General features: G+C 45.7%; 15 protein-coding genes and 1 other annotated feature. Of the genes, 1 reads left to right on the forward strand and 14 read right to left on the reverse strand.

Going from position 1 to position 15395, the window contains the following annotated elements:
• Together argS and AC6EJC_RS17670 are read right to left on the reverse strand one after the other, a co-directional pair.
• Nucleotides 1-1722, reverse strand: a complete 1722-nt coding sequence (gene argS / locus AC6EJC_RS17665) for an arginine--tRNA ligase (protein WP_444955098.1) — start codon at nucleotides 1720-1722, stop codon at nucleotides 1-3.
• A gap of 61 nt (nucleotides 1723-1783) precedes the next feature.
• Nucleotides 1784-2042 (reverse strand) — a binding site (T-box leader).
• Between the two features lie 76 nt (nucleotides 2043-2118).
• The gene (locus AC6EJC_RS17670; RefSeq protein WP_023988251.1) at nucleotides 2119-2448 is read right to left on the reverse strand and encodes a four-helix bundle copper-binding protein; all 330 of its coding nucleotides are present in this window, start codon (nucleotides 2446-2448) and stop codon (nucleotides 2119-2121) included.
• Nucleotides 2449-2709: 261 nt separating this feature from the next.
• On the opposite strand from AC6EJC_RS17670, the gene AC6EJC_RS17675 reads away from it, so the two are divergent.
• Complete coding sequence (locus tag AC6EJC_RS17675) at nucleotides 2710-3225, forward strand: MogA/MoaB family molybdenum cofactor biosynthesis protein (RefSeq protein WP_444955099.1); 516 nt, start codon at nucleotides 2710-2712, stop codon at nucleotides 3223-3225.
• Between the two features lie 60 nt (nucleotides 3226-3285).
• Here the strand turns inward: AC6EJC_RS17675 and AC6EJC_RS17680 are convergent, their stop codons facing one another.
• The 12 genes from AC6EJC_RS17680 to rny form a co-directional block, all read right to left on the reverse strand.
• Nucleotides 3286-4749 (reverse strand): nicotinate phosphoribosyltransferase, encoded by a 1464-nt coding sequence (locus AC6EJC_RS17680; RefSeq protein WP_444955100.1) that lies wholly within the window; start codon nucleotides 4747-4749, stop codon nucleotides 3286-3288.
• 120 nt (nucleotides 4750-4869) lie between these two features.
• On the reverse strand, nucleotides 4870-5436 hold the full coding sequence (locus AC6EJC_RS17685; protein ID WP_444955101.1) for a cysteine hydrolase family protein: 567 nt from the start codon (nucleotides 5434-5436) through the stop codon (nucleotides 4870-4872).
• Between the two features lie 68 nt (nucleotides 5437-5504).
• A complete protein-coding gene (locus AC6EJC_RS17690) occupies nucleotides 5505-6293 on the reverse strand; it encodes an NUDIX domain-containing protein (RefSeq protein WP_444955102.1) in 789 nt (262 codons plus the stop codon).
• Nucleotides 6294-6358: 65 nt separating this feature from the next.
• Nucleotides 6359-6781, reverse strand: a complete 423-nt coding sequence (locus AC6EJC_RS17695) for a PaaI family thioesterase (RefSeq protein WP_444955103.1) — start codon at nucleotides 6779-6781, stop codon at nucleotides 6359-6361.
• A gap of 122 nt (nucleotides 6782-6903) precedes the next feature.
• Entirely contained in the window at nucleotides 6904-7356 is a 453-nt protein-coding gene (locus tag AC6EJC_RS17700) for a YlbF/YmcA family competence regulator (protein WP_444955104.1), read from the reverse strand.
• A gap of 83 nt (nucleotides 7357-7439) precedes the next feature.
• Nucleotides 7440-8993 (reverse strand): tRNA (N6-isopentenyl adenosine(37)-C2)-methylthiotransferase MiaB, encoded by a 1554-nt coding sequence (gene miaB, locus AC6EJC_RS17705; RefSeq protein ID WP_444955105.1) that lies wholly within the window; start codon nucleotides 8991-8993, stop codon nucleotides 7440-7442.
• 300 nt (nucleotides 8994-9293) lie between these two features.
• Entirely contained in the window at nucleotides 9294-9866 is a 573-nt protein-coding gene (gene pduL, locus AC6EJC_RS17710; protein WP_013309962.1) for a phosphate propanoyltransferase, read from the reverse strand.
• A gap of 142 nt (nucleotides 9867-10008) precedes the next feature.
• Complete coding sequence (locus AC6EJC_RS17715; protein ID WP_444955106.1) at nucleotides 10009-11097, reverse strand: low temperature requirement protein A; 1089 nt, start codon at nucleotides 11095-11097, stop codon at nucleotides 10009-10011.
• Nucleotides 11098-11286: 189 nt separating this feature from the next.
• The gene (locus AC6EJC_RS17720; protein ID WP_444955107.1) at nucleotides 11287-12354 is read right to left on the reverse strand and encodes a dipeptidase; all 1068 of its coding nucleotides are present in this window, start codon (nucleotides 12352-12354) and stop codon (nucleotides 11287-11289) included.
• Between the two features lie 123 nt (nucleotides 12355-12477).
• A complete protein-coding gene (locus tag AC6EJC_RS17725) occupies nucleotides 12478-12738 on the reverse strand; it encodes a stage V sporulation protein S (RefSeq protein WP_007430104.1) in 261 nt (86 codons plus the stop codon).
• 129 nt (nucleotides 12739-12867) lie between these two features.
• A complete protein-coding gene (locus AC6EJC_RS17730; protein WP_165176691.1) occupies nucleotides 12868-13662 on the reverse strand; it encodes a TIGR00282 family metallophosphoesterase in 795 nt (264 codons plus the stop codon).
• A gap of 76 nt (nucleotides 13663-13738) precedes the next feature.
• Complete coding sequence (gene rny / locus AC6EJC_RS17735) at nucleotides 13739-15283, reverse strand: ribonuclease Y (RefSeq protein ID WP_013309958.1); 1545 nt, start codon at nucleotides 15281-15283, stop codon at nucleotides 13739-13741.
• Nucleotides 15284-15395 lie beyond the last annotated feature (112 nt).

Raw genomic sequence — 15395 nt, forward strand, 5'->3', positions numbered from 1 at the left:
TTACATCCGATTAGGTGCTTTTAGGCCAAGAAGTTGCAGCGTGCATGCCAGAATATCCGCAGTTTGTTCTGCCAACTGAATACGCCACCGTCCACCATCGACAATCCGTTCCTTGGCGTAAAAACGGTTAAACGCCTGTGCCGTATCCAATGCAAATCTCGCAATAACCGAAGGCTCCAGTTGTCGAGCCGCACGTATCAGCTGTCCGTGATAGCGATCCAATTGCTTAAGCAGCGCCCAGCCTGCATCACCCAACATTTCATCCGATGCGTCATTCAAATCAGGAGAATGCCTATCCTGGGCAAGGGCGTTGTCACTAGAATTAGAATTAACATCAGCGCAAGCGTGAGCTTTCTCCAGAAGGCTGCGTATGCGCGCATGAGTATACTGCACATAAGGCCCAGTCTCGCCTTCAAAGGTCAGCGCCTCCTCCAACGAAAAATCCACTTCATTCAGACGGTTGTTTTTTAAATCACCAAAAATAATCGCCCCGATGCCAACGTCCTCGGCTATTGCCTGTTGTTCCTGTAAATCAGGGTTCTTCTGAGTAATGATGGCTTGAGCACGCGCTACAGCTTCATCCAGCACCTCCTCCAGCTTCACAACCTTGCCGCGTCTTGTGGACATTTTCTTACCTGCAAACCGCATTAATCCAAACGGCACATGCTCACATTGCTCCGCCCATGCCTCCCCTGCATGCTTCAGCACCGCAAACACCTGTTGGAAATGCAACTTCTGTTCCCCGCCAACGACGTACAGCAATCGATCAGCCTTCATCACCTCATGACGATAAATCGCTGTTGCCAGATCACGTGTCGGATAAATGGTGGTCCCATCCTTTTTCAGAATAAGACACGGCGGCAGCTGTTCGTCTTCCAGACGAACCACGAGCGCCCCATCACTTTCCTCCAGCAGTCCTTTTGCTCTTAATTGGGCGACAACTGCCTGCATCTTATCATTGTAAAAACTTTCTCCCAGCACATGGTCAAATGTAATGTTCAGACGCTGGTACATACGATCAAATTCACCCAGACTGACTTCAACAAAAAACTCCCATAGTCGCTGAGCCTCAGCGTCCCCATGCTCCAAACGTCGGAACCACTCGCGGCCTTCATCCTCCAAAGACGGGTCATGCTCAGCCTCCTGATGAAAACGCACATATAGCTTTAGCGATTCACCAATCGGATCATGTTGTAGCTGCTCCTCATTTCCCCATCTTTTATAGGCCGCAATTTGCTTGCCAAATTGTGTCCCCCAATCCCCTAGATGATTCACACTAATTGGAATATATCCGGTCTCACCAAGTATGCGATACAAGGCAGCACCGATAACAGTAGAGCGGAGATGACCGATACCAAACGGTTTGGCAATATTGGGCGAAGACATATCAATCACCACCCGCTGTCCGTGTCCGATATTGGGCTTGAGGAAATCAGCCTTGCTCAATTCAGCAAACATAAGCGGAATATGAACAGATCGATCCAGTATTATATTTACATAGGCACCCGATGCTGAAGCGGTTAAACCTTCTTCATGGCTTACTAGCTCCGCCAATTCCAGTGCAATTTGCTGTGGAGACTTTCGAAACTTTTTAGCCAGTACAAAACAGGGAAACGCCACATCTCCCCATTCAGGCTGTGGAGGCACCTCAAATAAAGATAAAACTTCTTTCTCCTCCAAGCCCGTATGGGCCAATATAGCTTGAGTAGCAATCAACAACATGTTTTTCTCTCTCCTTCTTCCATAGTATCTAACAAAAAAAGCCCCCGCCTCTTGAAATAATTCAAGAGACGAGAACTTCAATATCCCCGCGGTACCACTCTTCGTAAATCGGTTGTGCAGCTAAAGCCAACTTACACAAATCGCGATTTCACTCCAATGACTAATAACGGTGTCTGCCGGGCTGATCTACTAAAAGTTCTCCTCGTTGGATCAACCGTCTCCCGGGTGCGCTTCACATCGGATCTCATACCGGCTTCCACCTCTTCCGGCTCGCTGTAATGATACGACTCCGTTGCTACTCTCCCGTTCCATGACGTTAATTCCCATCATTATACAAACCTATTCAGTAGAAAGCAACCTTTTATTTCCTCTTCAGGCACTAGTTCATATATGTAATTACACTGCCACCAATTGGCGGCAGGCCTGAACGCAACGACGGCAGGCTTCTGCACAATGTTTGCAATGATCATGGGAATGCTTGCTGCATTCAGCAGCACATACCTCACAGGCTTTAGCGCATAGTTCACAGATTTGCTCGGCAAAATCCGTTCCGCGCTGCAGCATTTGAGCAGCAAACCCGCATATCTCTGCACATTCCCTACTCACTCGAATACATTCACGCAGCATAGCTAAATCATATTCCTTCAAACTCGCTACGTAACATACATTACAAGCGTTCATACATTCCAGGCAAGCATCTACGCATTGTTGGTATGAATGATTCATATTACATTACCTCCCAGTTGTTGACCCTGCTGTACTATTACCCACTGACCGTTGAGACTAATCATTTGATGTTCGCGCTTTCAACAAAATAAAACCAAAAAATCCCGACTTATGTAAGGAAGTGTACTATATTCCAACGTGCAAGCGCAAGGATATTAATCACATGGCTTTTTAGCCCCTGTTTCTGACTTGCATACGCTCAGTCATTCCTCTATTGTAAAAAGTGTATGTCTAACCATCGATCAAGGAGTGAACATTTCAATGAATATGTCTTCTGTAGAGGAGCATCGGCAGGAATCCCCGCAGCAGGTTAATTGCATGGTCGTGACCGTCTCTGACACACGCACCGTGGAAACAGATACTGGGGGACGACTGCTCATGGATCTACTGAGAAATAATGGATATGAGGTTGTTCGATATGTCATCGTCAAGGACGACTATGAAGGTATCCGGCAGTTAGTATCCGAAGCTGCGGCACAGGATGACATCGAGGCTGTACTTTTGACAGGCGGTACCGGTATTTCTCCACGTGATACAACATATGAAGCCGTGTCGTCTCTACTGGATAAGGAACTACCTGGATTTGGGGAAATCTTCCGTTATTTAAGCTTTGCCGAGGACATTGGTTCAGCAGCTATATTAAGCCGGGCTGTAGCTGGCACTGTGGGCCAGACAGCTGTATTTTCTATGCCTGGCTCACGCGGAGCCGTTCGTCTGGCAATGGAACGCATTATTGTCCCTGAGCTGCGACATGTTATGAGAGAAATTTATAAATAAGCTCCTATTTCCACACGACACAAAAAGGCACCCCATACATTCATGAGGTGCCTCTTCAAACTATTCCTTTTCTTCAACTTCGGGCTGCATGTAGCTGTCAATCAGCTTTTGCTTCAGCTCCCACACCTTTTCGCTAAGATTCACGCGATAAATTTCAGGGTTCAGCTTCCGCAAATATTCTGGCCAAAACAGTTTCAACTGTGAATTATGATAGGCACGAATTTCATCCAGCTCGGGAAGCTCATATACCTTCTGTCCGTTTACGAAAATAGGCTCAAGCATCGGTACGGCTTCGTAATTTTCTACATACTTTTTCATATACGGATGCAAGGGATTAAACAGCTTCAGACGCTTACCATTACGCGGACGCTCTTCATCCGGGAAAGAAATATAATCGGCTACGGCTCTCCCCTTCTTCTTATCCACAATGCGATATACATCCTTCTTGCCTGGTGTAGATACTTTTTCTGGGTTACCCGAAATCTTAATCGTCGGCAGCATTTCGCCATCCACTTCCCGCTCAACCAGCTTGTACACCCCGCCAAGTGAAGGTTGATCCGAAGCTGTAATAAGCTGTGTTCCTACACCCCATACATCAATACGTGCCCCTTGGGCTTTCAGATTGAAAATCGTATTTTCATCCAAATCATTGGAAGCTACAATTTGTACGTAATCCAAGCCTTCAGCATCGAGCATTTCCCGCGCCTGAATGGATAGATAAGCCAAATCACCGCTATCCAGACGGATTGCATTCATACGCTTGCCCTGACTCTCCAGCATCTTTGCTGTCCGAATCGCATGAGGAACACCGCTCTCCAACGTGTCAAAGGTATCTACCAGTAGCGTAACTTGATCTGGCAAAACCTTCGCATACACGTCAAACGCCTCCTGCTCTGTCATAAAGGTTTGCACCCACGAATGGGCATGTGTCCCCTTCGTCGGGATTCCAAAGTGCTCGCCTGCCAGCATATTAGAAGTCGCGTCAAAGCCTGCGACATAAGCTGCCCGGGCTCCCCAAATCGCCGCATCTGCTTCCTGCGCACGCCGTGTGCCAAATTCGAGCAGTGTATCGTCACTTGCCACTTGCTTGATGCGCGACGCCTTTGTCGCAATGAGTGTCTGATAGTTCATAAAATTTAGCAACGCCGTCTCGACAAGCTGCGTTTCCATAATCGTTCCTTCAACACGTACCAGAGGTTCGTTCGGAAAAACAAGTGCCCCTTCTTTCATCGAATGGACAGTTCCGCCAAACTTAAACTGGCGTAATGCCTCCATGAACATGGGATCATACTTCTCCTCCTGCTCTGACAGGTAGCGAATGTCCTCTTCTGTAAACCGCAAATTTGCAATGTAATTCACAATGCGTTCCAGACCAGCGAACACCGCGTATCCATTACCGAAGGGGAGCTTACGAAAATACGCCTCGAACACAGCTTTACGCTGGTGACTTCCGTTCACCCAATGGGCGTACATCATATTAATCTGATATTTATCTGTATGTAATGCGAGGCTCGTTGACTGCATCGTAATCATCCTCTCTGACTGTCCCCGGCTTTGTGGCGGCGTACCGCCTCATCTGCCCAGATTCAGCAATATCCGGTTCCATTTTGTTATCGGACATTGGTGCTCAATCGTTAAGTTATTTTACTTCTTCTGGCGTAAAACCGTATCCTCAGCCGACCGTACCGCGGCTCCAAGACCTCCCTCAAAATGACCCAAAGCCCAATCATGTCCAGCCTGATTAAAGCTCGCCACAGCGTCCTTGTACACGGTAATAGCAAAACCTTTGTTATAAGCATCTACAGCGGTATGCAGCACACATATATCTGTACACACACCCATCAGATGAACTTCCAGAATACCACGTTCACGCAGCCTGAGCTCCAGATCTGTGCCAGCAAAGGCACTGTACCGTGTTTTATCCAACCAATAGATAAGATCACTTTGTTGCTCATAGAGGCTATGGAGCTTGCCATACAATTGTCGTCCATTGGTTCCACGTATATTATGTGGAGGAAACAGCTTGCTCTCCGGGTGATAAAGGTCATTCTCTTCATGTAAATCCACAGCCATGACAACAAAGTCCCCTTGATCCACGTATGCCTGCGTAATTGCTGCGATCCGTTCATCCAACTCAATCGCAGGTTGTCCTACAGGCAAACTACCGTCCACAAAATCTTTCGTGTAATCAATAACAATCAGTGCCTTCATCGTACAGTCAGCTCCTTATCCTCAAAGTGAGATTGTACGTTCTATATCGTAGCCTATTCCATTAGACGTTACGTATAGATAGATAAACGCGGTACTCTGTCACTAAAACGGTACAACTGTGCCGGTCTTTGTGAATACTGGTTGGAACTGAGCGGTTTGCCGTTCTCATCACGCACCTCTTCCAGTATTCCCTGTCTGCTACGAGTCGATGTTATTTTGCGAATAAAGTTCGGCTCTTCGAAATCCGGTACAACGCTCTGAATCACCTGATACAATTCACCCAGTGTAAAATGTGGCGGTAAAAACTGCTTGGCTATCGTCGTCTGAAGCATCTGCAACTGAATTTTGCGATAAGCATCTACTATGATATCCCGGTGATCGAATGCCAGCTCCAATTCCTCCAACGCTTCGCGGATCGTGAATAGCCCGACCTCGGAAGCATCATCGGCCGCCTGACGCTGCTCCAACATCCATTCCTCTACCAGCGCAAAAAACGCATGCGATATGATCCACCCGCGCGGATCACGTCCCGGTCCACTATATACACCCAAATACTCCAGATGCCCGCCGTCCACACCCGTTTCCTCTAACAGCTCCCGTTTGGCCGCTCCATACATGGATTCATCTTCCTGACAAAACCCTCCAGGCAACGCCCAGCGTCCCGCAAACGGCCAACTGCGGCGCTTGATGAGCATCACTTTCAGCTCCCGAATCGGCAATGTCTTTGTTACCGTCTTACGTTCCCGCTTCGTTAAGGTAAACATAACGATATCCGCCGGGGCACCATCCGGGGTGCGGTATTTCTTAATGTTGTACGACGCCTTCTGCGCCTCTTCGTTTATACGATTGCTATCCATTGGCATCACCATATTATATCGTTTTGATAAATTCATTATGACATAATAAAAATTTTTGTCAAGCGTCAGGCCTTACCTGAATCACTTGCTTGTTTTCGTAATACTCGGAAGGTCGCTGTAGATGTAGAACCGAGTGTACCTTCGCTATCCCTTACTTCTGCCTCGGTGGTTATAGTGCGGCCTCCCTGATGAAGAATCCGCGCCTTGACCTCCAATCGTCCTTGCCTCATGGCTGACAAAAAATGAACATTCAGGTTCGTCGTTACACATGGATCCATATTTCGTGAAGCCATACTGACCATCCCCATCGCCTGATCCATCAATGAAGTGAGCACCCCCCCATGAACAATACCCATCACATTGGTATGCTGTTGTTTGGCCTCCAAAGCGATATGTACCTCGTTTGCATCAGCTGTAATCAGTTCACACCCTAAAAACTCCCAAAAAGTATTATTTTCGCCTTCTAGCATCTTACGCAACTTATCCATTCCCTTGCTTCCGTCCCTTCTATGTTGTCCCATTTCTCTTGATGTCTCATAAACATATGCGATGGCTAATTGCTTCCGAAAAAAAGGCGTGGAAGCTAAGCCTCCACACCATAAATCTCATTCTAGTCACTGCAATTAGAGGAGGAAGTGCTTTTTCCCTCTTCTACGTTGACCTTTTCAGCAACGGTATCACGGATGGCCATGATCACCATTTGCAGTAGCTCATTAATTTCCACCTGGCTCTGCTGAAACTCCGTTACAATTGGAATACCGTCAAGCTCCTCCTGTAGCTCCTGAAGTTCAGCCTCTATTTTGGCAATCATTTTTTGATTCTTCAAGGATTCAAATGCTACAATTTCCTTTTGCTTCTTCTTCATCGTTGCAATCAGTTGCTGGATGCGTTGATGATCCTGAATCTTTTCTTCTGCTTTCCGGAATACCTGTACTTCCTCACTGCTACTCAAAATACCCGCCAACTCTTTGGCTTTTGCCAATATCATATCGCGATTGACCAAATGATCATGCTGGCGCGCCGCCGATTGAAGTTCTGTTTGTTGCAACCGCTCCTCTGTCATTGTCCATCGCTCCTTTTCTCACTTAGACGGCCTTGCACACAGCCCTTTACTCAAACCGCATGCAATCCGCTAGACTATTCTTTTTATCCGTTAACCGCTACTGCCGTTTGAACCAGATCACCTTTGATGTAAAAGGTCATAGGCTCCGTTATTTTCACTTGAACAAAGGTACCAATCAGATCCTTAGAACCTTCAAAATGTACCAGCTTATTGGAACGGGTACGACCGGCAAGCACTTCGCTGTCATTTTTGCTCTCGCCTTCCACCAGCACTTCAACCACCTCGCCACGCAATCGACTATTAAAGCGAAGGCTGTTTTGGTTCACAGCAATGTTCAGACGCCGGAGACGCTCTTTTTTGACCGACATAGGCACATTATCTTCCATCGAAGCAGCTGGCGTACCTTCACGTGGTGAATAAATAAATGTGTAGGCAAAGTCATAGCCAACCTCGCGCACCAAAGATAGAGTATCTTCAAACTGCTCGTCTGTTTCGCCCGGGAAACCTACGATGATATCTGTTGTCAAAGAAACATGCGGAACAGCTTCTTTAATCTTCGCAGCCAGTTCCAGAACACGCTCACGGGTATATTTTCGGTTCATTTTCTTCAATATATCCGTATTACCGGATTGAACAGGCAGATGGATATGCTCCACCAAATTGCCACCCTTACCAAGCACTTCAACCAAATGGTCATCAAAATCACGTGGATGTGATGTCGTAAAACGTACACGCGGGATATTGATTTTGCGCATATCATCCATCAGATCCCCAAATCTGTAATTCAAATCTTTCAAATCCTTGCCATAAGCGTTAACATTCTGCCCCAGTAAGGTAATCTCTTTAAAACCTTGACGTGCCAAATCCCGTACTTCAGCGATAACATCCTCTGGACGACGGCTTCTTTCCTTACCACGTGTAAAGGGAACAATGCAATAGGTGCAAAATTTATCACAACCGTACATAATGTTCACCCAAGCCCGCATACCCTCGCGCTTCTTCGGCAAGTTTTCGATAATGTCGCCTTCCTTAGACCACACTTCGACCACCATTTCTTTGCTAAAGAGTGCTTCCTTGACGAGCTGAGGCAGACGATGAATATTATGGGTACCAAAAATCATATCGACAAAACCGTGTTTTTGCATAATCCGGTTAACGACATTCTCTTCTTGTGACATGCAGCCACATACGCCGAGCAGCAGTCCTGGCTTTTCTGTTTTAAGATGCTTGAGGTGACCCAGCTCGCCAAATACTTTATCCTCCGCATTTTCACGGATAGCACAAGTGTTCAGTAAAATGATGTCTGCTTCCTTCCGATCCTCGGTTGCCTGGTAGCCCATTTGCTCCAGCAAGCCTTTTATGGTTTCGGAATCATGCTCGTTCATTTGGCAACCGAATGTGTATACGATATAATGCTTGCCCTCACCGATATGCTTTAGCTCATCCGGGACTGCGTTATCATACAATACCTGTACATCCTCTTTACCGCGCTGCTTTTCTTTTCTATGGTTCGGCTCCGCCATAATGTTGATTTCACGTCCGCGAATACGGATCTTTTTGCTATGCTCATCTTCAGAAATAATCTTCGCATCCGAGAAATCAAAATATTTGGAGTAATCTTTTGTTTTCTTTTCCATTCCTTGGTCACTCCTTACACCATCTATTTCACGAACTAATTTGTGATTTTACTGTATCTTTAGGCATGGGTAAATTTATTTTAAGTTCTAAAAAACCTTTAAAAAAGGCATTACACTAAATTATAGCATGATTTATAGGCCATCGCCATAGACCAACCGCAGATACCATTGAGTGCAATTTGAACCAATGTTCTTTTTGTACATAAGTGAAGTATTTGTGAATTATATAGTATGTAAAAAGCCCGATTCTTTTGCAAGAATCGGACTCTTTAAGCCTTCCGGCATTTAAATACGTGTATATTAGTCTACGATTTCAGCGTTGTCACCGTTTTTCACACCGGCTCCGTTCGCTTCATCTGTATCAATGTGCATATCCAAAGCAAAAGAATCGGACACACGTGCAAGAACATTTTCAAATACAAGGCCACGTTCGCCGCCGACACGTACTTTCAGCAACTGCTTGTCCTTAATATCCCATTTAGCTGCATCAGATGTATGGAAATGAATATGGCGGGCTGCTACAATTACGCCTTCTTGCAGTTCCACTTCTCCTGCTGGTCCTTTTACCGTGATTCCTGGTGTACCATCAATGCTACCAGATTCGCGTACAGGTGCTTTTACACCAATAGCAAAGGAATCAGTGCGAGAGATTTCCAACTGGGAAGCGGGACGAGCGGGTCCCAAAATGCGAACCTTATCAAATTGGCCCTTAGAACCAATTACAGCTACCGTTTCATTTGCGGCAAATTGTCCTGGTTGGGACAAAGGTTTAAATTCAGTTAATTGATAGCCTGCTCCGAACAAAATTTCAATATGCTCTTGAGTCAGGTGAATATGACGGGCGGAAACGCCGACAGGTACGATTTTACTCATCGTGTGGTCACTCCTTTTTCTCTATACAATACTTTACACATCTATGCTATTATACGCCTATTTTGCCAAGAAAGAAAAGGAGAGCGCATAAAGTTCCCTTTTTCGCCCTAATCAGCCTTAAATATCGTCCATATAAATCGGATCAAACCGTCGTTTTAGCAAACAGGAGAAAGAATAGCATGATTTCAGCTACGATGAGATGAGAAGGAACAACAATAAATACATTAAGAATAAATAAGACACAGAGGATTCCAGTTAAGAAAAGAATGACTCTGAAGCTTGGTTTAAGATGACTTAGTCTGTACTGATGGAATACCAGTAAAACCGACAAAAAGTAAATAAAAACAGATGCAAAGGTAAAGCAAAGTACAAAGATATAAGCTACTTGTCCCAAAAACAAGAGCTGTATCGAAGCAGCTAGCATGCTAAGTGAAAGATAAATAAACAAATGACCATAAATAATAGTCTGTCCTGCTGTTTGTTTTGATTTATCTACGTGCTTTTCCACATTCTCAAAATATTGCCACCAGATTGCGATAACTAATACAAAAGCTAAAGCAGCAAATACAACGGAAGAGACCGTAAAATGATCGGATTGTAAAACAGAAAGCATACTTATCACTGATTCGCCAAGCAGGATTAAGGTGAACTGTGCAAAGCGCTCTAAAAGATGCTCCGTATGGATAGGTGTGATCACCAATTTTTTACGACCAACCAAAGGAACGAGGATATCAACAGCAATGCCGGTATATAAAATCAAATATCGAACCCAAGAGTCAAAGAAGAGGGAGAAACTAGAGATGACTATTCCGATCCACAAATAGGTTCCGAAAAAACGAGCTGTTTCCTGTTTATGAGCCGTTTCTTTGGGTGCCGAAAGTAAATATTGAACGACAGTCAAACCTCTTAAACCAATATAGCCAACAAGAAAAGATACATAATACGCATCAAAATCTATATTAAGGCTGGCGGTCATGATTAATACGGAAAACAATTGCATGATCATAAAGATTCGATGCGTTAGACTGTCTTGACCAAAACGATTATTGTAGACAGTTTGTCCCACCCATGCCCACCATATCGGAATAAAAATCAAAATAAATTTCCCTAGATGTTCCCATGAAATACTACCATGCTCAACATGTAGTAAAACATGAGTGGCCTTGGAGACAGCGGCTACGAACAATAAGTCATAAAAGAGTTCAAGCCAGGTAACCTTTTTTATCAACATTATGTAATGGAGCCTCCCTCTGATATGGCGGTGCAGCATGGTGACCCGTCAGGCTCGCTCCAACGTATGTCATATTTCGGCAAGCGTTAATTTAGCACCATGCAATTCTAAGATGCTCCAATTATTTCGTAATAGATCTCGCTTTGTCAAGGGTGTGCGTAGCCAAAAATAACTGCTATAAATAGCTATTTAAGAAGACATTTTGGAAGGCAGATTCGTTTGCAAATATTCCAGCGCATGTCCTCCCAGCCATCCCTTGACCAGCTCCTCAGGGTAATGCTTCAGCAGCAGATCTGCAAAAACCGGATATTTCCCCGAGTGCTCCAGCCCTTGCACATGGTGTTCGATACCGTCAAAATCAGACCCAAACATCAAATGTCGTTCGCCACCTAATGAACAAATATGCTCAATGTGCGGTAGCAGATCCTCAGAGGTTACCGTACCCTGCTCTTTGAGAAACATCGTGACGAAGGTCAAACCAATCCGTCCGTTACGGGCGATCAGTGCACGAATCTGTTCATCCCGTAGATTACGGGGATGAGCACATCTCGCGAAGGCATTCGAATGCGAGGCAATGGGTGGTAGAGCCGCCTCCTCCAGCACCTCCCAGAAGCCTTGTACGGACAAATGCGATACATCTAGCAGCAGGCCCAGGTCATTACAGCGATTGACCAAATCACGCCCCTTGCGAGTCAGGCCGCCACCTCTATGCTCCATAATGCCGTCAGCTGCCCAGTTCGCATAATTCCATGTCAGCCCGATCAACCGTATTCCCATGGCATAGCACAATTCCGCATAAAACGGATTCCCTTCCAGCGCATCTGCCCCCTCCAGTGAAAGCAACGCCCAAGGTGACCATGTATGATCCGTTCCATTACCATCCAAATGGGTTCGTTTTTCCGCCTGTTTCTCTTCTCCTGTCTGCTTTATTTGCTCCGCCTGATGCACAGCGGACGTATTTTTACGTATTGCCAAGTCTTCCCTCCACAGCAAAGGTCTCAACCCACCTGAGGTAGAGGTGACATGCTGCCTGAACAGCTCAATTTGACGAACCACATGCTCAAATTTGGGCGTGCCCAATACCTGTGAAATATATATAGCGAACGTTTGCAACCACACGTTGCCTTCTAGCAAACGCTCTTTTGTAACATCAAGCGATGGATGACTGAAATCTATCCGCGAATCGAGCTGCATTTTACATAACACATCACAGTGAAAGTCAACAACTGGCCAACTCGCTTTTAGCTTATCATTCATGCACTTTACCTCCATTTAAATTGATGCACCACCACAAATTTATTTTAAAAATCATAGAAGCAGACCCACAATGCAAAAAAGCCCGTTTACAAATCGTAAACAGGCTCAGGCCACTTCCATTTATTATCTTGGCTCTACAATCAGTTTGATCGCAGTCCGGTCTTCTCCATCAATAACAATGTCTGTAAAAGCAGGAATACAAATCAAATCCACTCCGCTTGGTGCGACAAATCCCCGGGCAATGGCTACCGCTTTAATGGCTTGGTTTAGTGCACCCGCTCCAATCGCCTGTAATTCTGCATTTCCGCGTTCACGCAGTACTCCTGCGAGTGCGCCTGCAACTGAATTGGGATTGGATTTTGCTGATACTTTTAATACATCCATAGTAAGTACCTCCCCTGGGAATGATGATGGTTTGATTCCACTATTAGATGTTATTCGAGGGCCAGCAAAAAATTCCTGCTTTTTGGTGACAGTTTTCCTTATTCTTTCCTTAAGTAACTCACAAAAAAGTTAATCCATCCGCCATTCATCTTCTTTAAGTCTGATTTTCTGAATTTTACGAGCTTTTCCATCATTATCATTCAGCTCTACGCTGATGGCATGAAAGTGCCATTTGCCCATGTCCACTTGAAAGCGTACCGGAAGCTGGGTCTGGAATTTCTGTAACACAGCCTCTTTCTGCATTCCAAGCACTCCCTCATAAGGACCTACCATTCCCGCATCTGTCTGATACGCAGTTCCTTGTGGCAATATCGTATCGTCATTACTCTGTACATGTGTGTGCGTACCTACCACGATTGATGCACGTCCATCCAAGTGCCAACCCATAGCGATTTTTTCCGAGGTTGCTTCGGCGTGAAAATCGACTAGGATATGCTTATGTTTTTTGCGCAGCTCATCTACAATTTCATCGGCTGCACGGAATGGACAGTCAATAGCTGGCAAAAAGGTTCTTCCTTGCAGATTAACAATTGCCAGCTCCTTACCTCCACCTTTTACAACTGTATAACCCCTGCCCGGTGTTCCTGGTGGAAAGTTAGCTGGACGGATGATCCGCGGCTCATCATCTATAAAATCAAATATTTCCTTGTTGTCCCATGTATGATTCCCCATCGTAATCCCATGAACGCCCCAATCAAAAAACTCTCTGGCGATGGCTGGGGTAATTCCTCTTCCCGAAGCCGCATTTTCTCCGTTGACGATAATAACATGCGGGTTATATTTTGATTTTAGCGAAGGAAGATTCTCCCTCAGTGCCTTTCTGCCTACACTGCCGACGATGTCTCCAATAAATAATACGTTGATAGAAAGCCCTCCCTAGTCTGCCTTACATAATGAAAAGTGGCCCTACAAGCAGCGGCCACTTTTCATTGAAATGCTTTTATTTTGCGTATTCTACCGCACGGGTCTCGCGAATGACGGTAACCTTGATATGACCCGGATAGTCCAGTTCATTCTCAATCGTTTTCGTAATATCGCGGGCCAGTCGGAATGCTTCCGCATCATCAATTTTCTCTGGCTGTACCATGACACGAACTTCGCGTCCGGCTTGAATCGCGTATGATTTTTCAACGCCTTCAAAAGATTCGGAGATGCGTTCCAGCTTCTCAAGACGACGGATGTACGTCTCTAGCGTTTCACGCCGCGCTCCCGGTCTTGCTGCTGACAGGGCATCTGCCGCCCCAACCAGCATGGCGATCACTGAAGTCGCTTCGCAGTCGCCGTGATGTGAAGCAATACTGTTGATGACGACCGGGTGTTCCTTGTACTTCTTCGCCAGTTCCACGCCAATTTCAACGTGTGATCCTTCCACTTCGTGATCTAGCGCCTTCCCGATGTCATGCAGCAAGCCTGCCCGTCTTGCCAGTACAACGTCCTCGCCCAGTTCCCCGGCCATCAGACCTGTCAAGTATGCAACTTCCATCGAGTGCTTCAATACGTTCTGTCCGTAACTCGTACGGAACTTGAGACGTCCCAAGATCTTAATCAAATCCGGATGCAAGCTATGCACACCCACCTCAAAGGTGGCTTGTTCACCATACTCACGGATTCGTTCGTCCACCTCTTTACGGGATTTTTCCACCATCTCTTCAATACGAGCCGGATGTATCCGACCGTCCGCTACGAGCTTCTCAAGCGCAGTACGCGCAATCTCTCTACGAATCGGATCAAATCCGGACAATATAACAGCTTCCGGCGTATCATCAATAATGAGGTCAATTCCTGTAAGGGTTTCAAGTGCACGGATATTACGGCCTTCACGCCCGATAATCCGGCCTTTCATTTCTTCGTTCGGCAACGTAACAACAGAAACCGTCGTTTCTGCTACATGATCTGCCGCACAACGTTGGATGGCCAGTGTGATGATTTCACGAGACTTTTTGTCCGCTTCTTCTTTGGCCTGTTGTTCAATTTCCTTAATCATCTGAGCTGTTTCATGACGAACTTCCTGTTCTACGTTGGTCAGAATAATACTTCTTGCATCCTCCATCGTCAGATTGGAAATACGCTCCAACTCAGTTACCTGGCTCTTGTAAATCAAATCAATTTGCTGCTGGGTTTCATCGATTCGTTTCTCTTTGTTGGCCACTTGTTCTTCTTTGCGTTCCAGCGATTCCAATTTTTTATCCAGCGATTCTTCTTTTTGCAGCAATCTTCGTTCCTGTCGTTGAATTTCATTGCGACGTTCACGAGTTTCTTTTTCAGCTTCGGCACGGATGCGATGGATTTCATCTTTCGCTTCCAATACCGTTTCCTTCTTCAGCGCTTCTGCCTCTTTTTTCGCGTTCTCCACGATTTGCGCGGCAGCTTCTTCCGCACTGGAGATCTTAGCTTCTGCAATAGATTTGCGAATAAAATAACCAATCCCGAACCCAAAGAATAACGCGGCTACAGCAACGAGAACGAACCAGATCGCAGTCATCATACTGTTCACCTCCCCGTTGGTTCCTCCAAGGCATTCCTTGGGACTTTTTGCAATTGTCACATTTACTTTGATCGTCAAACTAAGATAACGACACAAGGTCGTTTCATTTCAT

It is taken from the genome of Paenibacillus sp. TY11, assembly GCF_059772165.1.